This is a genomic window from Paenibacillus mesophilus (assembly GCF_005938385.1).
Classification (GTDB): domain Bacteria; phylum Bacillota; class Bacilli; order Paenibacillales; family NBRC-103111; genus Paenibacillus_AB; species Paenibacillus_AB mesophilus.
Map to the genome: position 1 here is coordinate 19,094 of NZ_VCRA01000043.1, position 23,489 is coordinate 42,582.

The window sequence follows — 23,489 nt, forward strand, 5'->3', positions numbered from 1 at the left end:
AAGTACCGGTACGGAACGTATATCATTCATCAAGGACGTGACCAACTGCGAACCTATAGGACATAAAAGCGAGGCCGGGCTGTTTGAAACGGGCTGCCCGGTCCGCATCGGGAGGGACTAATGATGAGTATGGATCGCGACAATGACGACGGCATCGAGCTTAGCGGCAACAATGAGAGCTTGCGCCGCCCGTCGGCGCTTAGCCGGCGCAAGCTTCTGGCCGCTTTGGGAGGCGGGGGGGCGGCTCTGGCGGGCTCATCCCTGCTGCTTGAATCGGGCTGGGGACAATCGATCGCGGAAGCGACCTACGGAGGAGGTTCTTCGTTGACAAGCTGCTGCCGCGGATATGCGTCCGTCAACGATATGAAGGCGGATACAAAACTGGCTGCGGGCGCTCTCGTCCATACGGCAGGGTATTATGTCCCCGGCGACGGCGGCGCGGCGGATTACATCGTTCAGGCGGGGACTCTCACGGATGACGGAGGCGGCGTCATCGCCTTGCAGAACGGTCTGCAAGCGATTTTGCTCGCGAGGGGCGGCATCCGTTACAAGCAATTCGGCGCGGTCTGCGACGGCGTCAACGATGACGGGGTGCAGATCAAAAAGGCGCATGCCTATGCGAACGGACGCGGCTTGCCCATCGTCGACGAATCGGGCGAATATTGGATCAGGGAGACGAATGGGATCGTCGTCCAGACGAATGTGAGCTGGGGGCATACGAAGTTCCATATCGCCGAAAGCTTCAATTCGAAGACGAATGCGCGATTTCATGTCCTCAGCCGCCAAGCCCCGGTCGATATCGTATTCGATGCGCCGACGAAGGCCGCTTTTCTGGCCAAAATGCGTCCGGGAACGACACTCTGTCCCGAGCTTGCGGCGTACAAAAACAGTCTGGTGTTCATCGTGGACGCAAACGACAAAATCGGCGCCCGATTCGGCTACCCGACTCAAACCGGCTGGAGCAAGGAAGATTTTTTTTACGTCGAAGAACACGGCCGGATCATCGGCGATATGGCCTGGACGTTCGGCAATTATACGAGCTTGAAGGCGTATCCCGCCGAGGAAAGCTATTTGGTTATCGACGGGGGCACGTTTCTGCTGTCGGGGGACAGCGCGGGCAACAACAATAGCGCTTACTGGCATAACGGAATCCTGGTCAAACGAAGCCGCACCATCATCCGCAATCAGTGGGTCGGACTGGAGCAAGGGGCGAGCGATATCGCCTTGGACCCGCGTTACGGCTTCTACTACTTGAACTACGTATACGACGTAACGCTCGAGAACATCCGCGCGATTCCTTACGAGCAGAACCGCCCCGGCACGGAGTATGTGTTGATCGGCACATACGGGATCGGCGGCGCGCGGGTATTGAACGCCACGTTTCGCAATGTGACGGCGGAAGGCTCGTTGTACCACTGGGGCGTATTCGGCACCAATCTGTTTAAAAATTTCCGTATCGAAAATTGCCGCCTGAACCGGGTCGATGTACATTTTCATTGCTGGAATTTGTACGTCTTCGACTCCGAGATCGGCTACCGGGGATTTACGCTTACCGGAGGCGGCGAGCTGATTATCGAGAATACGAAGCGGTTCGGCAACCAGTTTATCGGGTTCCGAAGAGATTTCGGCGCCAAATGGGACGGTCATATCCGGATCCGGAATTGTCGGCTCGTGATCGACAACGGCGCAAACGAAGCGATCGCGCTGGACTTCAATCCGGCCGATTTCGACTACAAATATCCGATCGGCTACGGCCGTTCGATCCAGCTGGACAATTTCGCCTTCGATTATACGGGACTTCCGAACACGAGCGGAATATGCCGGATTATGCGGATCGCCGCGTTTTCGAAAGTGTCCGCTACCGGTGCGCGACTATTTTTCCCGCAGCTGATCGAATTCAAGAACGTGACGGTTGCGGGGCGCGACAAAGGCGTGCGCATTTTGCACATTCAAGATCCGTTCAACTTCCATGTAGGCAAGGCCGGCGGGGTGGACAGCGAGCGATTGACCTCCAACTGCTACATGCGATTCGAGAATATCGAGGGGGAGAAGGTGCCGGCCCAGCCGTCGGAGTCGACGAGCCATATGAATTTTTTGCTCAACGGGCTGGGCAGCGCGCCCTACCAAGACGAATACGCCCTGTATCCGAAAATCGATTTTGTGCAGGTAGGCGATTTTTGGGGGCATTTCAAGGGAGCGGCGGCGGACGTAACCGTACAACGCAGTACCGTCAATTGCATGGACAATTATAGCGGCGGCCAGATGCGGGGGCGGCTCTTGCTGGACAACTGCGATATTCGCGCCGACGCCGTAGATGACGGCAAAGTGTTGTATACGCTGACTTCGTTGCTCGGCACGACGTTATTGAACTGCACGATCCACGCGCCTGTTCTGAATGGGACGTCACGTCCCGATTTGTTGTCCCGCTGCGGCTTTATAGAGGTGAACCAGAAGCTCCAGTTCAATCATCTCAATACGTCCCTCTCGAAGCAGGTGATCGATTATTTCGCGGCTCAAGGCAATCCGGTACAGCCCGAGTTTTATGCGATGCTGAAAAGCCATCACGCGAGCGACAGCTCCTTGATGGCGAGGCGCAAAGGCACGACGGCGCAGCGGCCCTCGCCGGCCAGCTTCCTCTCCGAGAAAGGCTTCGCTTATTTCGATACCGATCTTGAGCAAGTGGTCGTATGGGATGGGACGCGATGGGTATATCCGAGCAAATCGAACGATACGCTCCACTTCTATATCGCCGATTTGTCGATTGCGCCGGCCGGGGCGTCGTTCAAGCGGGCGGAGGCGCATCCGTCCCAGGCGTATGTGGCCGCGCAATCGGGGCGTATCTCGAAATATGCCGCGCATGTGAACGCCCCTTCGGGCACAGCCTCCTTCACGTTCGATCTTTGGAAGGACGGGGCCGTCTGGATAAGCGGACTGGCCGGTCCCGGGACGGCCGCCAATCCGCTGGTAGCGCCGATTGCCGGTTCCGCCTCATTCGACGAGGGAAGCCGGATCGAGGTCAAGCTTGCGGGAACCGCAGCCGGCTTGTCCGCCGGTACGTATGCCACAATCGACCTGTATGTTCATTATGCAAACTATTAAGGAACTTTAGCGGAATTACCGCCCTGACTGACGACCGGTGCTTTGTGGAACGGCAAGTACCGGCCGTCAGAGAGAAGGTATGTTATACCGTTAAGTTCCTGACTCCGGAAAACGTCGATCGCCAATTCTGGCAAAGAAGGGGACCTCTGTCGCAACTGATGAAGTAAATTGAAAACTAACCTTGATTCGTAAAATAAAAGGAATCGGAGTCCTTTTATTTTTTTGGTTTCCTATATAGGGCAGGGGGGTATTTTTTGTTGACAAATATACTATAGGGGGGTATACTAAGTTTGTGAGGGGGTGCAAAACGATGGAGACTTTGGCTACCGAAACCGCGGTTCACTGCTGTTCGTCCGATAATGAGCGTCTCAGCCATCATTCCGACAAAGTTAAAGCGGACCTGACCGTTCGATTGAATCGTATCGAAGGCCAGATACGCGGTATCAAAGGATTAATCGAAAAAGATACGTACTGCGATAATATTTTAAATCAAATCGCTGCAGTCCAATCCGCTCTAAACGGTGTCGGGAAGCTTCTGTTAAGCGGACACCTCAAAAGCTGCGTTGTCGAGCGGATCCAAGAAGGAGACGACGAAGTGATCGATGAGTTTGTAAATACCATCAATAAGTTAATCAAATATTAATCAAATCATAAAAGGAGAAATGTTCAAATGACAAACGTAACGATCCAAGTAGAAGGCATTTCCTGCAATCACTGCGTAAATTCCATTGAAGGAGCTCTTAAAACTTTGGGAGCCAAAGGAAAAGTCGATTTGGCTGGTGAAAAAGTCACCGTAGATTACGACGAAGGCAAGCTTACGATTGACGCCATTAAAGAAGCGATTGAAGAACAGGGTTATACGGTCGTGTAACTCAAATTGGCTTTTAGGTATGACAAATTCAAACAAAATTGAAAACAAAGTACGAAAAAGGGGGCATAGGCCCCTTTTTTGACATAGACATGTATCGCAGGAACTTTCAGTTCCGTAGCCGTTTCGCAAAAGCTCCGAGTATTGAAGCGGAAAGTTTGGGTGTGAATTTGGCATGAACCTCGCCAAAATCACACTGGGTGTGAATTTGGCATGAACCTCGCCAAAATCACACTGGGGCCGCCTTTGAAGTCGTGTTGTTACCGCCAAGTCTAATCAAGATAACACGACTTCAACAGCGGTTGGAGCCGGGTACCCATTCCCTCCCAACGCGGGAAACGTATGGGTTTGCAATGAAAAAAGGGAACGAAGCAATTCCGTCCCTGGGTGTTATTGTTATTCCGGTTTGTTTCCGGCTTTCGGATCCGGCACAAAGTCGGTTTTGAAATCGGTGTACATCAATTCGGTCACCATTCCGGCCGACGCATGATGCAGATCGTGACAGTGGAACATCCAGTTGCCTTCATTGTCTGCTTGGAAAGCGACGACATACTCCTCGCCTGGTTTCAGATTCAGCGTATCTTTGACGACGGGAGATCCCTCGAGCGGTTTACCGTTCTTGCTGAGTACTTGGAAGAAGTGCCCGTGAAGATGCATCGGATGATCATCTGTCTTTGATTTGTTGACAAGGCGAACTTTAACGGTATCCCCTTTTTTGACGTTTAACGGCTCCGTATTGGGGAATGCTTTGCCATTGATCGTATAGACCGTTTCGCCATCTTTCTTCTCCGTGTTCAAATTCATCGTATATTCCATTGTATATTTCTGATCCAGAGTGAAGTTCATTTTACCGGCTTGACCGTATCGGCTAATATCGACAGACGGCAGTTTTTCGGCTTCATTCGGCTTATCGGAACCCGCGGCAGCACCTTCATAGACGATGGAAGCTTTCATTCCTTTGACAGCGCCGCTGTCGCCATGATCTTCGATCAACCACTGGCCGGGATTGTTGGCTTCGAATTCGATATCGTAACGTTCCCCTGGTGCGATCGAGACGACATTACCTTTGATAAGTCCCGGGTTGTTCAACGGCTGGCCGTCAGTGGCAGTTATTTTAAAATCATGTCCATGAAGATGAATTTGGTGGGACAAATAACCGGCATTAACCAGGCGAATTCGCACTTTCTCCCCTTGCTTCACGGGAAGTTTGTCTACGAGCGATCCCGATTTCCCGTTGATTGTAAACAAATCGTACATGCTCATATCATGTTCCATGTCCATGGATTTGTTCTCGGTTCCACCAGTACTTATCGACTTATTGTCGTTGCCCATGTTCATCTTGCTGTGATCCATGTTCGACATGTTGGACATATTCATGTTGCTGCCCCCGGACATATTCATCCCAGACATGTCCATCCCGGAGCTCATCCATTCGTCGAGGACGAGCGTATAATCCCGGTCAACTTTGGCAGCATCCTTGGATTCCACGATAAACGCCCCATATAAACCGCGGTCCAACTGATTTACGCTATCCTGATGGGAATGATACCAGTATGTTCCCGGAACGTCTGCTTTAAATTCATAAGTGAATGTTTTACCCGGTAGAACCGCATTTTGCGTAACGCCGGGGATACCATCCATTGCATTCGGAACAGGTACGCCATGCCAATGAATAGAAACCGGTTCGGGCAACTCATTTTTCAAATTTACTTTAACCCTATCTCCTTGCTTTACTCGGATTTCCGGACCGGGGACGGAATTGTTGAACGTCCAGACCGGCAATGTTTTTCCGGGAGCCAGTTCTTGATTGCTTGCCTTGGCCGTGAGCGTAATTTCTTTGCCGGTCAGCGTCGCGACCTTTGCGGTTGTATTTGTATTTTTTTGTTCTGGAGTAGCCGCCGGTTTTTCTCCCATGTTCATTTTGGAGTGATCCATGCCGCTCATCGAGTCGTTGCCGGATTTGCCGGAATTATCGGAGTTATTGAAGCAACCCGTTAATAAGACGGCTACGGCGCCGACTGCAAGCGTGCTTTTTATTTTCCAGCTGGTTTTCATAATAGTCCTCCATTCTTTTTATCGATAAAGAATGTTTAAGTTCGCTAAAGCATTAAAGCGAAATGCGACATTCTTTACCAAGAAAAACTTCCTCTAGATCGCGGTCGCTCATCCTTGAAGTACGTCGATAGACGTTTTTCTTATATAGCAGTGCCTATACAAGGTCGATTATAAAGCAAGATTGTGTAGAACCTGTGAGGATGGGACGGATATTCGGATGTTTGCAAGATCGTCGTAACTTGGACAAAGGATCGTGTGACCGGAGAAATAGTTGGACGTAAGGCGAATCGGAAAATAAGTCCGCCAACAGGGCTGTTTAGATAAGAATGACAACCTGCGGATCGTTGCATGGTATAATACCGTCAGGGTGCTTTCCGAATGAGTCTCATTTAAGAAGGGTTGTGTTTAAACGATGGAAAATATGGAAACGATTAAACTTACCTCTCTATCCAGCAAAGGCGGCTGCGGCTGTAAAATCGGCCCTGCCGATCTCGCCCAGGTGCTTCGTTATTTGCCCAAGGCGGAGAGCAACCCGGATCTTCTGGTCGGGTTGGATACGAGTGATGATGCGGGAGTATACCGGTTAAGCGATGATCTGGCGCTTGTGCAAACCGTAGATTTTTTCACGCCCATTGTGGACGATCCTTACGACTTCGGCCAAATTGCAGCGACAAATGCGATCAGCGATATTTATGCAATGGGAGGGCGGCCGCTAACGGTATTAAATATCGTTGCTTTTCCTATATCCACATTGGACAAGCGGGTTTTGTCCGAAATATTGCGGGGAGCCGCCGATAAAGTCCGGGAAGCCGGAGCGACTCTTGTCGGGGGACACTCTATCGACGATAAGGAGCCTAAGTTCGGTCTCGCCGTAACCGGACTAATCCACCCGAATAACGTTCGTACGAATGCGGGAGCGAAGCCTGGCGATCGGTTGATTTTGACCAAGCCTATCGGCGTAGGGATTCTGACGACTTCCATCAAGAAAGAGCAGTTATCGCCGGAAGAAACGAAACGGGTTACCGGGGTCATGACCACTTTAAATAAGACGGCTGCAGAAATTATGGAACGTTATGAAGTACATGCTTGTACCGACATAACCGGATTCGGTTTGATCGGACACGCTCTGGAGATGGCCAAAGGCAGCCAGGCGGAAATAACGATCGTTCAACAGGACGTGCCTTTATTGCCGAGAGTCCGTGAATTGGCGGAGAAAGGATTCGTGCCCGGTGGAACAAAGAACAATTTCGCTCATGTGCAGAGTGACGTGACCTTCCCGGAAGAGCTGGATCAAGTCGATAAATGGATACTGTGCGATGCGGTAACGTCGGGCGGGCTGCTCATCTCCGTAGCCGGCGGGCAGGCGGACGAGCTTCTGGGACAATTGAGACAGGCCGGCGTCGAAGCAAGCATGATCGGATTTGTAGGCGATGAGGGTCAGGGACGAATCATCGTAAAATAACGGCAAGGGGATAAAGTCATGTTACAGGATTTGGCGCTTACGGACTTGATCGATCTTCGCGGCACAAAAGAGCTTGTCCTTATCGATGTAAGGTCGCCGTCGGAATACAAGCATTCATCAATCCCCGGAAGCTTAAACATTCCTTTGTTCGACGATGCGGAGCGGGCGGAGATCGGCACGCTATACAAGCAAGTCAGTATTCAAGCGGCCAAGGAACGGGGACTTGAAATCGTATCCGCCAAGCTTCCGGCATTTATTAGACGGTTCGCCGAGATTCCGGGGTCCAAGGCGGTTTTCTGTTGGAGAGGCGGCATGCGAAGCAAAACAACGGCTACGTTGCTGTCGTTAATGGGGATCCGGGCTTATCGGTTAACGGGCGGGTATAGAGCATACCGCAAATGGGTCGTTGACGAATTGGACAAGATAGCTTCCGAATTTCCGGCAGTTCCTTATGTCATCAACGGATATACCGGCAGCGGAAAAACGGAAATATTGCACTGTCTGAAACAACGCGGACATCCGGTACTGGATTTGGAGTCGATGGCCGGACATCGAGGGTCGATTTTCGGTCATATCGGTCTCGAAGCCAATAATCAAAAAACGTTCGATTCCTTGTTAATCGACGAGCTGATCCAAATGGACGGCGCCTCTTATTTCATCTTTGAGGCAGAGAGCAAACGAATCGGTAAAGTAGCGCTTCCCGAACCGATCATTCAAAAGAAGGAACAGGCGCATCAAATTTGGCTGGACGTTCCTTTGGAGGTCCGGATCGGGCATATTTTGGACGACTACAAGCCGTGGGATCATATCGAGGAATGCATACTTTCGTTTCTCAAAATTAAGTCCCGCATCCACACCCCGATTGCAGCGGAAATTGAGAAGTGTCTGAAAGAAGGGGATTTCCGCAGAGCCGTCGAGCTGCTGCTCGTGCATTACTACGATCCGAGATACGATCATTCCGTTACCGGGTATGGATATGCTCCCGGCACCGTCGTGTCCGCGAATAGTATTCCGGAAGCGGTTGAAATCATCGAGAACATGATTTTGAAACAGGTGAAAGAGCCGTATCGGCAGGAGAAAATAAAGGTTGAACAGCCATGAACGCTGTTCAACCTTCTTTTTTTCGATCAACGATTCACTTGCATCGGATTGTCATCGGTTTGAGTTTTACGGTCTTTAAGAATTTTACGGACTTTTCCTTTGCTTCCCATTTTGACGTATAACTTTCCATCCTTTCCGCGTAAAATGCGCATTCCCGCTATATACACGACAGAGCTATAGAATGGCATTGCCGACACCTCCAGTAAGGGGATTGTATTGTAGAGGTATATGCGCAGCATAATTTGTCTTATTCCAGGCGAGAGCCTTAATCGGCGCAAACCATCAGCATATTGCCGTCGGGATCCCGAAAGACGAACCAGTGCCTGTCCATAATTTCGGTCACCAGCTCCACCCCAAGACGATGCATAAATTGATACGCTTCGGTAATATTGTCGGTTGGAATCATCAGAGAAGGTGTCCGGTATGGCGGCGGGCCGTCCGGTTCTTTGCCGCCCCACATGGGCATCTCGTCCAGTAGGATAGCCGGTCCTTCCACGGGCAGGGCATACAGATGGCCGTTTATAATGTCCCCGCTTTCCGGAAGACCGAGTACCCGGCAATACCACTGCTTCGCTTTCGCGACATTGCGCACGGGGATGAACGCTCCTTGCAGCCTGCCGCGAATCGGGCTTGGAGCATGGCTGACAACGTTCTCGGCGCGCCGGACCGGAATATAAATATCCAACTCGGAGGCAGGATCATTCGGACCGAGGAATCGGGCATCATAAATCTGAATATCGTATGAATCCGCATAGTCGTATCCGGCATGCGTTCTCCACGTGGAATGAAAGTAGGAGTAGCTGTCGGACAAACTGCGAAGACTGCCTTTATGCGTTACCACGGCATACTCGTGAGCCGGATACGTCCGCGCGACCATTCCTTCCGGTACATGGTCGAGATCGTGTACTTGATGGCAGCAAATAAATTCGTATTTCTCGGTACCGGAGTAGTTAGCGGGATAAACATTAATGGCATATAGCTGTCTGTTGACGGCGTTCCGGATTTCATGCGAACGATTGGCGAGAAACCGATTGGCGAATTTGCCGAAGGCGTCGTTCTTTCCGTGATCGGATTTTGCAAGCAAGCACGCTTCGCCTATAATCGAGAACGATTCCTTCCGGACGAGCTTTATTTCCGGAGCGAGCATTTCCTTGTTCCCCATGATCAAGCAACTCCTCTCAATAGCAACTACGTCCGACAAGATGCGAATGCAATGATGTATCCGTCCAAATCGCGGATCGCAAATTCTCTCATCTCGTACTCCAACGGGTCCTTCGGCGCATAATGGATAATAGCTCCGTTCTCGACAAACTCCCGGTAAAGCGCGTCGGCGTCGTCTACCCACACGTACATATCCCAGGACCAGCCGTCGAGATGGTGATTCGGAGTAACGGGCTTCTTCGCGTTGTCCAATTGGTGTATCGTGAATTTCAATTCGTCCCTCTCCAGAAAACCGGTAAACGTATTGTTCACAAAACCGAGTTTTCCGTAGTATTCCAACGCCTCTTCGCGGTTGGCGGACATAAAGACCGGGCGGTACTCCTGCATTTTGGCTTTAAACGTCATCGTTCCCTCTCCTCGTCGATTTACGGTTTTGTGCGAACAGGCAGGCAAAAATCTACAATCATCTTCTGATCGGGGTCCGTGTGAGGGTTGTTGTAATGAATCATCAAAGTAGGCCGTATGTCGAAAGCGTACCCGCTGCCCGGAAGCCAATGGCGCAAGCAGATCGACATCAATTCCCTCACCATCTTCTCCGGCTCCTCGAACCGGATGACGGCATATGTACCACCGGCAATGCTGCACATGCTGCTCCCGTCTTGAGGAAGAGGGGAGTCCGGGCGAAGCGTCAGACACGCGTCGTAACGAACATTGCCCGGATGGCCTCCGTACCAAGGCGATCTCGGTATTCCGACGAGTACGGTGTCGCTTCTCCATAACCCTCTCGACGAAGCGAGCTTGCTTAGCTTGGCAAAGTTATCGGCCGATCGCGTAATTTCGTTGCCGCCGCCATAATGCCGGTAATAAATGACTTGAACGGGCTTGATCTCGCGTATCGCCATCCGCATCGAATACGTGTACGAGGTCCGATGTCCATCATTATACTCGCATTTTGAGAAATATCTTTCGCAGACGCTGTTATCAATTTGGCATATATTGCTTTTAATAGAACGATGCTCCTTGATGTACAGGGTGGGGCTCATTCCGTAATGGGCTTTAAATGATCTGGAGAACGAGGAAAGGGAGGAAAAGCCGCTTTGAGACGCGATATCCGTCAGCGTCATCCAATCCCAGAACAATAAATAATGAACGGCGGTCTCCAGCCTGCGGCGAACGATGTATTCGCCGACCGTCTCCTGAACGATGGACTTGAACATGCGGTGGAAGTAATGCGGTGAGACGGCCGCGGCGGAAGCAATGTCCTGCAGCGACAACTCGCCGGCAATATGTTCGTCTATATAATCGACGGCGTGATTAATAAGGACTGTATGCTCGTGCAGCAGATTCGGATTTTTTAATCGCATTAATGTTTGGCCCTCCAACGATCTTCTAACGGGAATGCTGAAGAATTCTGCGGACGCCCGGTTTTTTCCTGCAATTGGGGAGGGAAGGCAGGAAGAGAAGCCATAAGTCGAACGAAACGGGTATAATAAGGGAAATAGGAGGTGAACGCATGGTAGACGTTGTAACGGAAATCGTTATCGACTGTCCTCGCGGCATCGTTGCAGCTTACGCAGCAAACCCCGACCGTGCTCCCGAATGGTACGTAAATATTAAATCGGCTGAGTGGCGGACTCCCAAGCCGCTTGCTGTCGGTTCGCAGATTGCATTTATCGCGCATTTTCTAGGTCGGCGCCTTGCGTACGTATACCAAATCATCGAGTATATTCCGGGGGAGAAGCTGGTCATGCGGACGGCTCAAGGACCTTTTCCGATGGAAACGACATATACATGGGAAGCTATGGATGGCAACCGGACCTTGATGACGTTGCGGAACCGAGGGGAACCGGGCGGATTTTCCAAGCTGTTCGCTCCTTTTATGTCCATGGCGATGAGAAAGGCGAACCGGTACGACTTGAAGAAAATCAAGTACATCCTGGAAAACCGTGACGGAGGAGATCGTTGACTTGCATTTGCTGGCAAAGGAACTTAGCCCGTTTAATGAAATTTCGGTATACGATACGACCGAGTTGTACGGGGAAATGGGCAAGTTTCGCTTTATGCAATTCTCGGATCATGCCGTACAAGGTGCGATAGACTTGAAGAATCCGAAGCGGATCGTGCTGGAATACCCGAGAGCGATGATCCATTTAATGGAATGTAATCATCCGTCGTTCGACAACGTGTATGTAATCGGTCACGGGATCGGGACGATCGCCGGCCATTACCCGGACAAGCGGTTTACGGTAGCGGAAATCGATGAGAAAGTAGTGGAGTGCAGCAGACGTTTTTTTGGCTACAGCCGGGACAATGTTGTGATCGGGGACGGACGCCGGCTGCTCGGGATGGAAGAGCGGAATGCATTCGACTATATTATTGTGGACGCCTTCACCAGAAAGGGTACCCCGCTTCATTTGACGACGGTGGAATTTTTCAAAATGACGATGGAGAAGCTCACGGCCCGAGGAGCCGTCATCATGAACGTAATGGGCAAACCGAACAACGACAAGCTGGTAGACGCGATTTATACGACTCTCGGGGAAGCGTATGCGTACACGAAAGCTTTTTCATTACCGGGGGAGACCGGCGCGGATATTCGGAATATGATCGTAGTCGGCAGCAATAGCACTATCGATTTCCGGCAGCGGGAGATGGCGGGCTTCGATGAGATCGAATTAGGGCAAGGTTATATCATAATGGACAACGGTTCTTATTAACGTCATAAAAAGCGCCTGAATAAATCAGGCGCTGTATAAGTTGAACTATTGATTGGCTGTCGTTCCATTCCGAAAGGGATTACCTTGCACTTCAGACAGGTTGTTTTGAGTTTCCTTTATTGGATTGGCCTTCGGATTGTAGAAACTCAAAGCCAAAACTCGCTTACAAGGTAATTCCCTTTCTCCACTGCACTTGGCTTTCTCATGGTAGCTTTAGTTCAACTTATGTAGTAAAGGATTCGTGCAATTACGGCTTCCGGCTTAGTCTTTTGTCGGCGTCAATATGAGCGCCTCGTATAGGCCGATCTTGTATCCGGAAGAAGCCGAGTTTTTACCGGTTACCGTGTAGCGAAGCGTGTGCTTCCCGGCCTTCAGCTTCTGAATGCCTAAGTCGACAATCACCGGCTCCGGAACGTCCTGCTGCGTCGTCGTGTTCATGTAAAGGTCGTATTCCGGTCCCAGCGGGATGCCGTCTATGGATAATTGCGCCTTCCCGCGGGTTCTTCCTTTGGAATAATGAGCGGAAACGGTATATTTGGCCGAGGGACGGACCGCTTCAAATTCAAGCTCGACGAAATCCCCTTCCTTCGTGCCGAACGACTTGCCCTTGGCACCATAGTTTTCGTTTCCTAGGGAGGCACCGCTGCGAATCGGCATCAGCGATTGAATCGGATAAATGTACCGATCCGCCCGGATATGTTTCCAATCGTCGACATCCTTGTAGACGATCGCATTCGGAGCCGGAGAAGACACCAACAGGGCGGATACCTCATCCGGGAAAGGGAACGCGATGCGCGCGCCAAACGACATGAAGTTAGACGAATTCAAGTTCGACTGCAGATTCAGGGGCAGCGTATGCGCACGAGTCGCGTCCCCGCTTGTGCCGGACGTAAGCTTCACGAACGTGGCGCTGTTCGATTCGTCCACCTTCCAGCCCATCACGACGGAGTCCCGATTGACGGCCGTATTCCTATCGAAATCGCTTTTCGCGCGAACCTCGTAAGACATCTTGTAAGCGCTGCCCTTGGTCAAAGCAAAAGGAATGGCAATGCCTTCCGCCAACTGCTGCGGCGTTGCCCGGAGTACGACATCGTCGACCGGATCCATCGTCCAATCCGGTTTTCCGGCGGCGGGGGGCAGCAATTTCGTAATCCGCACGTCCAACGCAGCCGGTACGACGAATGAATCGGAGATGAAATCTTGGAACTTCGCATGCGGCAAATCGTCACCGGTCACCAGCGCAAAGGTGGAGAAGGTGAGCGGTTCATTCGGAGCGGGAGTGCCGTCATAGATTTTAGCCAGCTTCAAATGCTCTTTCCGCTGGTAGAGCCCCCATATGGTAGCATACTCCTGTTCGAGCTCGGAAAAGACGTCCATCAGATCGGAGACGTCAACCCCCGCCTTGTACAAATAAGGTAGTCCGGTATAGACGGGCAGAAGCACCGCCGAATCGTGGGAAATGTAGAACCGGTCCGGGTTCAACGGATTTTCTTGGCCGTCGTAAAACCATCTCCCGTCGGTCTCGTATTCGCGAACCAAATTCCACATCAAGCCGCGGGCAAATTCAAGAATTTGGGCTTTCAATACCGGATCGGTTTCGTAGTAGCCGATCTTCGCCGCCGCTCCGGCTACGAGTGCGGTCACGTTATCGGTAGCGTCGCTCGTCGTGTTGCCGGCCGCGGATCCAGTCGGATTGTATTCGGTCCAATAGTAGGTTTTGTTTTTCCAAACACCTTTATGGAAGCCGTAGCGCGGAATTTGGTTGTATACGAATTGCCTCGCCATCTGCAAATACTGCTCGTTGCCGTACAGCTCGTAGGAATTGACGAGAGCGGAGGCAATCTGAGAGTTGACGTGATGGTCGGGCTCATGCAGCTTCCATGTATAGTTGTATCCGTCTGTCCATCGCCAATCGAACAAGTAGTCCCATCCGCCCGCCCACTCCGGATGAAGGGTATAGTCGCCGGGATAATAGGCGGATGTAAACGCATTGGAGCCGTCCTCCCGCCATTGCGAATATTGCAAAAATCCGGCGAGCTCCTCCGCTCGCGACTTGAACCGCTCATCGCCCGTCAAGGCGTAGGACAAGTTGTACTGGGTAAATAAATAATCGTGCATTCGACGGGGGTAATATTTGTTGCTGTACCCGGCATGCGCGATCATAAACGGCCGGAACGGAATATCCCCGGCGATGATGATCGGAGCGCTCGTCTCGACGGGAGTCCCGAGCGCGTTATTCACCACCGGTACGCCGCTGTCCCGGGCTATCGTCGAAGCGGGAATACCGAACGAGAAGTTTGCTCTGCCTTCGCTTTCCGTCGGACCGAAGAAGAAGCTGCGGATGGCGCTTTGCGTCCATACCGAATCGGTCGGCGGCTGAAGCGGGATAACGGGCAATTTGGACCAGAAATCGGCCGGAGCCAGCGGCTCGGTCACATCCTCCAAGTCCGTTACCGGAATTAAATTACCGGACGAGTCGATCAGCTCCTGCCGCACCTCGGCTTCGTCGAGCATAGCGACACCCGGCCCGCCGCGCAGAGAAAGCTGAAGATTCAAGGAAACGGCTTTTTTCGGCGCCCATTGACGGTCTGCTAATAGGCTCCAATTCGCGGTTTGCGAGCCTTTTAATTCATCCCGGCGGAGGACGGCGCCCTGAGCGTCGAGCCAGGCGAGCTCCATGAAGACTGTTCCGGGGCCCTGCAGCTTGTAGTGCGTTTGCACGTTATACAGCTTCTCGCTTGTGACCGCAACGGCAGGATGCTTCAAGGTAACGGAATCGCCGGAGGTTAACGCTTCCAGCTTGACAGCACGCTGCCTTGCATAACGCGTGCCGGATTCCAGCAGGACGGTTGAAGTGGACGACGGTACGGCCGTCCATGAGTCGGGGACGGTATCGCCGGCTTCGAACCCGGGATTTCGCAGCCTATTGTTTTGGACTAATCGAGCCTGATCGAACCATGCCGTACCCGTGCCTTCCGCAAGCTGGAACGTCACTTTGGCGAATGCCGCTTCCGCCGGGGCAATTTGTTCATGGAACAATTTGCGCCACTCGGCAGTTCCGCCCAACCCTTCGGCAGTCGCGCTGGACAAATAGCCGGAATCGGATGGCGAGGAGTACCAGTCCACGATCATCCGCGGTTTCCCTTGGACGCCTTCGGTACGGTAATACGCTTCGATTTGGTAAGCGCTTCCGGGGATGGTCGGGATATAGGTTTGACTTACGGCCGAGCTTTGCGACGTACTGGAGGTCGACAGCTTGATCGATTTCGACCCGTTTTTGGCAACGGTGCCGTCCCAAACGACCGAGCCCGCAGCGATCGTCCATGAGGTCGGTGTCCCGCTGCCCGCTTCGAAGTCCGGGTTGGCAAGCAAATTGACGGACTGGGGCGTCGTCGTATCGATCACCGTAATAATCATGGAGTACGTATGGCCGCCGGCAAGCTCAAAGTATATCGGGTGGCTTCGGGTCGGCAGAGATCCGAGATAATTGGCCGATATCGTGACGGTATTGCCGGCCGCGATGTAGTCCGTCCCTTCGTTCATGACGGCGCTGCCGTTCCGGATCTTCTGCAAAGCAAGCCCCGCCGTAATCGCAACCGTGATATTTTGAGCCTCTCCGGCTTTTTTATTGAATGTGGTATTGGATACATTCAATCCGGACGAATCGATAATTTGCAGGGTTACGTTCCGGTCCTCGCCGGCGCTGAAATCGAATGTTAATAACGCACCTCCGGTCTGGAGCCGGGATAAGTAAGCTTTACTCAAGGTGACCGTATCTCCGGTGCGCGAGTAATCGATGTTCGGCTTAAGCACATAGGTGCCGTTGCGGATTTCGACCAGCTCGTTTCCATTCCCCGTAATGGCAATAGGAACGTCCGCTTGCACCGCCGGATTTTGATCGAACAAGGCGGCCGTCGGAGTGACGAACGAATCCGTCAAAATTTGCGTAAAAGAGACGTCATCAAACCAAACGGTTCCCGTATTCGAATTCAGCTGTACGGAGATGTAAACATATGCGGCGTTGGCGGGCGCCGTTTGCCGCTGGGTTACTTGCTGCCAATCCGGTGCGTTTTTGTCCGCATTCAACGGTTTGGCGGCAATAAACCCGTAACCGGCGGTATACCAGGTCAATTGGATAAACGGCTGGCCGAGCATGTTCTCGGTCCGGTAATAAGCGCTGAAATCATACGTGCCGCCCGGCTTGACGGACAAATACTGCTGGTAGAAGTAGGCCCGGTCGCCGGCGGCCTGGTTGATCAGCTTGACCGATCGGTTCCCGCTTCGCTTGATCGTTTCGTCCCATTGCCACGTTCCGGTTCCCGATTTGCCGAACGACCATCGGTCGGGAAGGGCGTTATGGTCCTGATCGTCCTCGAATCCCGGATTGAAGGCCATATTGACGGGAGCGGGCCGCGAGTCGTTAACCGTTATGTCCAGCGTCGGAGCTTGTCCTCTATCAAAAAGGAACGTAAGTGTCGACGTTCCGAGCGGAAGGGAGGATAAGTACGATGGATGAAGGCTGACCGTGTTTCCGGATCGTGTATAATCCGTACCGGGCGTCAGCGTCGCTGAGCTCTTCTTGATAGCTGTAAGCGCCGTATTGTAGACATCGAGCGTGACTGTCAAACCGTTCTGGTCGGCTCCGGATTTGTCATAGACGGCGTATGTCGGCGTAATGGAGGCGGTGGAAGGAGGCAGAGACGAGTCCGACACTTGAACTGTTAATACGGGATCGATTCCATCGTTAAATTTGAAGGAGAGTGCCACCTTTCCGAGAGGCAGCGTGGAGAGAAACGATTTATCGATCGTTACCGATTCTCCGGTGACGGAATAATCGGTCCCCGGCGTCAGGCTGCCGCCGTCGTAGGTGATGCCGAGCAGCGTATTGCCGTATGTAGTCATGGTGACGGTTACGTTCGCTTGCTCGGACGGTTTCCGGTCGAATTTGACGGAATCGGGAGTCAGCTTGGAAGACATGACGGGAAGCGCTTCCAATAATTTGAGCTTCAGGCTGTGGGGATATACGTAGTAGTAGCTGCCGGCGGATTTCGATTTTGGCTGCAGCTTCAAGACGTGGTGCCCCTTGGACAAAATGAGGGTGACCGGCGCCGCAAACGCGGAAGCAACCGTAGCCGGAGCGGGACTCGCGTAAAAATCGAATTGGCCGATGACGGAGCCATCGACGCTAATATCGGCGATTCCGCCGCCAATATTTTTGTGGACGAGCAAATCCAGCGAATAGCTGCCATACTCCGGTACGTAGAACTGGACTTCGACATAACCGTCCTTCGGAGTGCGGTACGTAACGGAGCCGTTCGACGAGTTCAAGTAGGCGGGCATTCCGATCGGATTGATCTGCGAGTAGTGGAACTGCTGCGTGCCTTGTCCGGCGGGATTCCAGACCGGATCGTAATTCGTCGTCGGATGATTCATCGGCAAATCTTTAAAGGAATAGGTGGTGACATCTCCGACGGCGGCCTGAACCGGCAAAGGGATATATCCGGCCAATAGCGCAAGGACCAGAAAAGCGAGGATGACTCTTTTTCCGGCGGAACGACGGGTATGGCGAAGGCGCTTATGCTTCATGTTTATAAATTCCTCCTCTGCTTCAAACGGCTTACGACAAAATGCATACGGACAACTGAAACTTATTGCATAACCATTCACCTCCGTACAGGATAACAAATGTATTATTATTTGTTATGCAGTTGTATTATTGCATAACGTATTATAGCACAGGTCCGTAAAAATGAAAGGGAGAGATTTCGGAGTCGGCGGAATTATTTTTTGTCGAAGAAGACTGCGCGCGGGCCAAGAGGCAACTATCGGGGAGGAACGGATTGATTCAGCATCTTTCGGAGGCACGGCATGAGGCGGGGAGGCGAGGGGGCAGCAAATAAAAGCGGAGTAAACGAAAGGATAAGGACCGGGCAGAGCCCGGTCCTCAGCTTATTCGGATATTGGCTAGAACGAACCAAACTTCACTATTACTGAACTCTTTTGCGCTAATCGCTTGCCATATAAGCGAATTCAGCGAGTAGCGATCCTAATTTCACTATTACTTATCTTAAGTTCAGTAATAGCGACTCCAGATTCACTGTTCCTCTAATGGCCTAGAAGTGAAGCCAAATAGCGCAATGGAGTTTGCTAATAAGCAAATTCGGTTCATTGTTTACCTGACATGCCTCTCGTAAAAAGCCTTATCCCCTTCAATCGTCTTCGCCGGCTCCTTGATCGGCGATCCGCTGCATCACTTCTTCCACCGATTCCAGACCGCTCCAGAACAGCTGCAGATTCATGTTGATCTCCTCCAGAGCTTGCCAGTCCGGGAACAGATCGTACAGAAAGTGCGCATGCTCCAGCTGTCTATCCTGGATCGCGGCAGAATTCAGGAAGGAGCGGGGGAATACGCGTTCGTTGACCGAAGCCAGCACGGACAAAAACCGGAATTGGCGGGCGAGCTTCTCTTGAATGTCCAGCCTGGTCATAAAGCGAAGAAAATCGTGCGCCAGGTCGGGCTCGCCGCAATCGCGCGGGACCATGAACGCATTCGCCAAAAGCAGGGTGGACGGGGAAGCTTTGAAGGGAAGCGGGCATACTTGCGGCTCGAACGCCAAGTCCCCCGTTCTCCAGCTGGCCAATTCCATAGCCGTCGTTAACGTCATGGCGGCTTTCTCGCACGTAAAAGGATCCGCAAGCCTGCTATACGGGGTCATTGCTTGCAAAAACGTCACGCGGTCCTTATACAGCAGCCGGTGCAGAAATTCGAGCGTACGGCGAAGCGGCTCCGGGTTGTTGGCGGGCTCCGCGAAATCGAGGCCGTTTTGCAAAGCGAACAAGGGCCACCGGGTGTCCGCTCCCCGAAATGCAAAGCCGTACTGGTCCAGGATGCCGTCTCCGTTCGTATCCATGGTCAGCTTCCCCGCGGCGTCGAGAAAATCTTCTATCGTCCAGTTGCGCGTTGGTTTGGGTATGTCGTGGTCGTCGAACATTTCGGGGTTGTAGGTCATGAATACGGTCGAGAATGTAACCGGCAGCGCCTTGAGCAGTCCTTCCCGGCTAAACAGCCGCGATACTTTCGGATAAGGGAACGGCTGCAGCTCTTCCGACGGCTCAAGCGCGAGGAAATCGTCCCAATCGCCCAGCTCCTTGAACAGACGGTCCGTCACAAACAGAAGATCGGGACGGAGGCCGGCTTTCCGCAGGTTGTCCAAATATTCCCAATATTTATTGCCATGCAGCCGATGGATCACAATGTGAATATCCGGAAACTCCCGCTCGAACGCTTCGGCGATCCAAGGCATGCACGTGTCGATGTAATGAGAAGGGGCGACCGTACAGATGTGAAGCTTGCGCCTTTCTTTGCTTTCGAGCTTCACATGCTCGGCAACCATCGTGCCTTGTCCGACCTTGCGGACAATCAAGCCTTCCTTCGCCAGCACGTCCAAAGCTTTTCTTACGGAGATGCGGCTCATGCCGTAATAATCGGACAGTTGAAACTCCGACATCAAATAATCGCTCGGCTTAAGGACGCCGGACGTAATTTGCTCCCGCAATATACCGGCCAATTTGGTATATAAGTAATCCGCTTGTTTGCGTTTCATGAAGGCTCCTCGTTTCGCTGCTATTCTTGTATTGATTTTTTAAGATTAAGGTGCTAAGATCAAAACGAAATATAATACAATTGATATAACAACTTATAGGATATGATATATTACAAATGGGTTGTTAAGTATATTTGTCCTATCCCTGTATTATATTTTTGTTTTCGGCTTTTGTAAATCAAGCGCTGTCGGCGGTTTCCGGTTATCCTGCTCGGACTCTCAACTTTTATGCGCGTCGCTCGTAAAACGCTTACATTCGAGTGACAGCCGGATGTTCCAGAGAAGCAATCCGATTGCCAAGGAGGGATTCGAATTGATCACGAACGAAAATTCGGTATTCGTGCGCATGAAGGCGAATGCCCGGTCCCACATTTTCGAGCGCGGAAACGAATGGGCGGTGCGGCTCTACGAAAGGATGAAAGCGGCGGCCGACCCTTGGCTGGCCAAGCCAAACGCGGATATCCGGGCTCTGCTTCCGGGTCCCCGCGCAAGCTACGCTTACGGTTTGGGCGTCATATGTCCGATCGACCGGACGCCGCTCGACGTAATCATGTGGGATCGTCCGGGACACGTAGCCTGCCGCCACGGGCACATGTTTCCAAACGAGCAGTTCCCCGACCCCGGAACCGGATACTTGTCCGAGGAAGGAACTCCGCACTATTTCGCCGCCCGCTGGAACGGATTCGTCATAACGGAACTGACCCGTCTGCTCAAACCGCTTGCTTGCTTGTACGTGATCACGGAAGAAGAGGCTTATGCGGAGAAGGCGGCCGTCATTCTGGACGGCATTGCCGCCATTTACCCTCATGCGATCCACGGTCCGCTCGATTACCCCGGCCTTTCCATGGATCACGAGGGCGGACGGCTGGAGCGGCCGTACTACCAGACGGCCCGGCATTTGAAGCTGTATGCGGAGGCCTATTCGTTCATACGGACTTATGCCCGGCTCGATGAGCCGTCGCCCGCGCGGCCGGACATGACGATGCGGGACAACATTTTGCGGAATCTTCTGGCCAATGGGGGGGATTATTGCTACCGGGAGAGCCGCAAAGACAACTACTGGCCTCTCCATAACGGGACGGCGGACTACAACATGGGGGCGTTGGCCGCGGGAATACTGTGCGACATTCCTCAGTATACGGAGTGGGCGCTGGAAGGCCGAAGCAGCATTCGCAACATGCTGGCCAATGCGGTGGACTACGACGGCAATTATTATGAGACCTCGCTCATGTACAGCCTGCATACGCAATCAATCTATGTCCAGTTTGCCGAGATGCTCTATCATTTGCGGGACAGCAGGCATCCCGAAGGAATCAATTTGTACGACGATCCGAAGTTTCGCGCTTTCTACACCGAATTCAAGAAAAAAAACAGCATCGCCGGCAGACTCCCGCAATACGGGGATACATCGATCGACAACATGGAGTGGACCGGGACGGAGCCGATGTTCAACACGAATGACTTCACCTACGTGATGATGATGTCGGTGCGGACGAAGGACGAAACGTTCCGCCAGTACTGTCGAAAGCTTCTGGGAGAAATGGGCGTGACCGCGGAGCAGCTGGCGCGGGACGATAAAGCGGCTGCCGAGTCCATGCATTGGCTGCTGTTTCATACGGAACCGAACCATTACGAGTTCGAACCTGTCCGGCGGCCGGAGCTTCCCTCGAATGTGCTTACCGGCAAAGGTCTCGTGTTTCTTCGTTATGGGAAGGGCAAGCACGAGCGGGGCCTGTTCATGCGGTATGGGTCGACGCTGAACCACGGTCATTTGGACGAGCTGGGTCTGCTTATTTACGATCAAGGCAAAGAATGGTCGTTCGATCCCGGATACTACAATACGCATTACAGGTTCGGATGGACGATGCAGACGGTAGCCCATCTGGCGGCAACGGTGAACGAGGCGTCGCAGCTTCGGCTGCCCGCCGCGGGAGGAAGTCTGGACTTCTTCGGAACCGATGGAGTCATCTCCTGTGCGCAAGCAAGCGACCCTTCCGCGTACCGATCGGAGAACGTGCTGTTGTACACCCGCTTTTTGGCTCACATCCCGGTCGACGAGGAGCGCAGCTATTATCTCGATTTGTTTCATGTGGAAGGCGGGCAGAAGCGGGACTATTCGTTTCATGCGAAAGGGAAAACGTTCACGTCGTCTATGGAGCAGACCCGAACGGATCGCCTTCCGGAATGGAGCCGTTACGAGTGGGGCAAGCAGGTCGACGGGGATTACAGACTGAAGGGAAAAGCGCACGAGCCGTTTTATTGGATGCCGCCTGGCGGGGGGTACCGCTTTTTCGGCAATGTAAGCGAGGCGGACGGAACCAAGGATTGGCATGCGGTATGGGAGGATGACCGGGGCAGAAAGCTTCGCCTGCAAATGCTCGGCGCGGATAACCGGAAGCTGTTCCTGGCCGACGGTCCTGACCAGATGGGGGTAAAGTACGTTCTGGCCCGGGACGAAGGACAAAGCGTCAGCCAGTACGCGGCGGTTATCGATACGGGACGGACAGACTTTACAGTCATTCGCGTGAAGCGGATAGCCTTGCGCCAACCGAGCCCGACTGCGGTTTGTTTCCGCGTGGATACGGAATCCCGGGTCGACTATATTTACTACAGCTTGGAGGGCGGCGACAATTCGTTTGTGGACGAAGGGAGGACGTTTGTCGTCTCCGGACAATTCAGCTGTCTGCAAGTCATCGGCTCGACTCCTGTCAAATGGTTCGCCGTGAATGGAAGCGAAGCGGGGGTTGCAGACCACCCGCCGTTCCGAGCCGAACGGCACGAGTCGCGCGGAGAGGTCGCAAGTACGGATTACGGGAAATGCTCCGTAACGGTGGACAGTACGGCTTTATCCGGCGATCCTGTCGGAAGGCGGATTCACTTCTCCAACCCGCGCTATTCGCACGAATCCTGCTATACCGTCGTCGGTGCGGTACGGACCGATGACGGTCTGACGGAGCTTGTTCTGGATAAACCGATGCTGCTCGCTGCCGGGAAAGTGGCTTCCGTCAGGCGCAATATCGTATACAACGAGGTAGAGCTGTCGCATGCGAGCAACGTGGCGATGGGAAGTATCGCGCCGGTGAAAATGCCGAACGATTATTTCGACAGTAAAGCGATCGTGGCCGGTTCGGGCGGTTGCTCGGAGATCGTGAGCGTCCGGGGAGATTATCCGTTTCACATCTTGGAGGTTGCGGACGGTTCGTTATTCCGGGAACGGGACGACCTGCGGATCTATGATGTCAAGGCAGGCGACCGGTTCCGTATTCCGGCCGTTTCCAGCGTGGAAACAGCACATTAAATGCAGCTTTTCAGGTTGTTGAAAAATGCCTTTACCGCTTCCTCTCTTGCAGACTTTTTCAACAGCCTCAACTTTGCAGATAGGCCAGGAGCATTGGTATATACAAGTCCGGGGGTTGATTGGA

General features: G+C 52.7%; 14 protein-coding genes. 8 read left to right on the top strand and 6 right to left on the bottom strand.

Annotated elements, in window-relative coordinates; genetic code table 11:
• Nucleotides 1-120 precede the first annotated feature (120 nt).
• From FE783_RS34895 to FE783_RS34905, 3 genes are all read left to right on the top strand, one after another.
• On the top strand, nucleotides 121-3,099 hold the full coding sequence (locus tag FE783_RS34895) for a hypothetical protein (protein WP_138884024.1): 2,979 nt from the start codon (nucleotides 121-123) through the stop codon (nucleotides 3,097-3,099).
• Nucleotides 3,100-3,409: 310 nt separating this feature from the next.
• The gene (locus FE783_RS34900) at nucleotides 3,410-3,742 is read left to right on the top strand and encodes a metal-sensitive transcriptional regulator (RefSeq protein WP_138884025.1); all 333 of its coding nucleotides are present in this window, start codon (nucleotides 3,410-3,412) and stop codon (nucleotides 3,740-3,742) included.
• Between the two features lie 27 nt (nucleotides 3,743-3,769).
• Nucleotides 3,770-3,970, top strand: a complete 201-nt coding sequence (locus FE783_RS34905; protein ID WP_138884026.1) for a copper ion binding protein — start codon at nucleotides 3,770-3,772, stop codon at nucleotides 3,968-3,970.
• 393 nt (nucleotides 3,971-4,363) lie between these two features.
• On the opposite strand, the gene FE783_RS34910 is transcribed toward FE783_RS34905, so the two are convergent.
• Nucleotides 4,364-5,911 carry a multicopper oxidase family protein gene (locus tag FE783_RS34910; protein ID WP_138884044.1) on the bottom strand — a complete coding sequence of 516 codons (1,548 nt, stop codon included), beginning with the start codon at nucleotides 5,909-5,911 and terminating at the stop codon, nucleotides 4,364-4,366.
• Nucleotides 5,912-6,443: 532 nt separating this feature from the next.
• Here FE783_RS34910 and selD point away from each other — a divergent pair.
• Entirely contained in the window at nucleotides 6,444-7,484 is a 1,041-nt protein-coding gene (gene selD, locus FE783_RS34915) for a selenide, water dikinase SelD (RefSeq protein ID WP_420799797.1), read from the top strand.
• A gap of 18 nt (nucleotides 7,485-7,502) precedes the next feature.
• Nucleotides 7,503-8,585 (top strand): tRNA 2-selenouridine(34) synthase MnmH, encoded by a 1,083-nt coding sequence (gene mnmH / locus FE783_RS34920; protein ID WP_138884028.1) that lies wholly within the window; start codon nucleotides 7,503-7,505, stop codon nucleotides 8,583-8,585.
• A 265-nt stretch (nucleotides 8,586-8,850) separates the two neighbouring features.
• On the opposite strand, the gene FE783_RS34925 is transcribed toward mnmH, so the two are convergent.
• The 3 genes from FE783_RS34925 to FE783_RS34935 are packed head-to-tail and all read right to left on the bottom strand — an operon-like array spanning nucleotide 8,851 to nucleotide 11,110.
• The gene (locus tag FE783_RS34925) at nucleotides 8,851-9,747 is read right to left on the bottom strand and encodes an effector binding domain-containing protein (RefSeq protein WP_138884029.1); all 897 of its coding nucleotides are present in this window, start codon (nucleotides 9,745-9,747) and stop codon (nucleotides 8,851-8,853) included.
• A gap of 26 nt (nucleotides 9,748-9,773) precedes the next feature.
• Entirely contained in the window at nucleotides 9,774-10,151 is a 378-nt protein-coding gene (locus tag FE783_RS34930) for a VOC family protein (RefSeq protein WP_138884030.1), read from the bottom strand.
• Nucleotides 10,152-10,171: 20 nt separating this feature from the next.
• Complete coding sequence (locus FE783_RS34935; RefSeq protein ID WP_138884031.1) at nucleotides 10,172-11,110, bottom strand: AraC family transcriptional regulator; 939 nt, start codon at nucleotides 11,108-11,110, stop codon at nucleotides 10,172-10,174.
• Nucleotides 11,111-11,259: 149 nt separating this feature from the next.
• Between FE783_RS34935 and FE783_RS34940 the strand changes: the two genes are divergently transcribed.
• Nucleotides 11,260-11,712, top strand: a complete 453-nt coding sequence (locus tag FE783_RS34940; protein ID WP_138884032.1) for an SRPBCC family protein — start codon at nucleotides 11,260-11,262, stop codon at nucleotides 11,710-11,712.
• A gap of 1 nt (nucleotide 11,713) precedes the next feature.
• Nucleotides 11,714-12,463: a spermidine synthase gene (locus FE783_RS34945; RefSeq protein WP_238403374.1), complete on the top strand. Its 750-nt coding sequence runs from the start codon at nucleotides 11,714-11,716 to the stop codon at nucleotides 12,461-12,463.
• 261 nt (nucleotides 12,464-12,724) lie between these two features.
• On the opposite strand, the gene FE783_RS34950 is transcribed toward FE783_RS34945, so the two are convergent.
• Both FE783_RS34950 and FE783_RS34955 read right to left on the bottom strand, forming a co-directional pair.
• Complete coding sequence (locus FE783_RS34950; protein ID WP_138884033.1) at nucleotides 12,725-18,049, bottom strand: X2-like carbohydrate binding domain-containing protein; 5,325 nt, start codon at nucleotides 18,047-18,049, stop codon at nucleotides 12,725-12,727.
• A gap of 623 nt (nucleotides 18,050-18,672) precedes the next feature.
• Complete coding sequence (locus tag FE783_RS34955; protein ID WP_138884034.1) at nucleotides 18,673-20,067, bottom strand: extracellular solute-binding protein; 1,395 nt, start codon at nucleotides 20,065-20,067, stop codon at nucleotides 18,673-18,675.
• 313 nt (nucleotides 20,068-20,380) lie between these two features.
• On the opposite strand from FE783_RS34955, the gene FE783_RS34960 reads away from it, so the two are divergent.
• Nucleotides 20,381-23,365 carry a heparinase II/III family protein gene (locus FE783_RS34960; RefSeq protein ID WP_158302200.1) on the top strand — a complete coding sequence of 995 codons (2,985 nt, stop codon included), beginning with the start codon at nucleotides 20,381-20,383 and terminating at the stop codon, nucleotides 23,363-23,365.
• Nucleotides 23,366-23,489: the final 124 nt, after the last annotated feature.

Coding starts and splice junctions, on each gene's coding strand:
- FE783_RS34950 (WP_138884033.1), bottom strand. CDS start 18,049: ATGAAGCATAAGCGCCTTCGCCATACCCGTCGTTCCGCCGGAAAAAGA.
- FE783_RS34900 (WP_138884025.1), top strand. CDS start 3,410: ATGGAGACTTTGGCTACCGAAACCGCGGTTCACTGCTGTTCGTCCGAT.
- selD (WP_420799797.1), top strand. CDS start 6,444: ATGGAAACGATTAAACTTACCTCTCTATCCAGCAAAGGCGGCTGCGGC.
- FE783_RS34905 (WP_138884026.1), top strand. CDS start 3,770: ATGACAAACGTAACGATCCAAGTAGAAGGCATTTCCTGCAATCACTGC.
- FE783_RS34940 (WP_138884032.1), top strand. CDS start 11,260: ATGGTAGACGTTGTAACGGAAATCGTTATCGACTGTCCTCGCGGCATC.
- FE783_RS34925 (WP_138884029.1), bottom strand. CDS start 9,747: ATGGGGAACAAGGAAATGCTCGCTCCGGAAATAAAGCTCGTCCGGAAG.
- mnmH (WP_138884028.1), top strand. CDS start 7,503: ATGTTACAGGATTTGGCGCTTACGGACTTGATCGATCTTCGCGGCACA.
- FE783_RS34910 (WP_138884044.1), bottom strand. CDS start 5,911: ATGAGCGGCATGGATCACTCCAAAATGAACATGGGAGAAAAACCGGCG.
- FE783_RS34955 (WP_138884034.1), bottom strand. CDS start 20,067: ATGAAACGCAAACAAGCGGATTACTTATATACCAAATTGGCCGGTATA.
- FE783_RS34895 (WP_138884024.1), top strand. CDS start 121: ATGATGAGTATGGATCGCGACAATGACGACGGCATCGAGCTTAGCGGC.
- FE783_RS34930 (WP_138884030.1), bottom strand. CDS start 10,151: ATGACGTTTAAAGCCAAAATGCAGGAGTACCGCCCGGTCTTTATGTCC.
- FE783_RS34935 (WP_138884031.1), bottom strand. CDS start 11,110: ATGCGATTAAAAAATCCGAATCTGCTGCACGAGCATACAGTCCTTATT.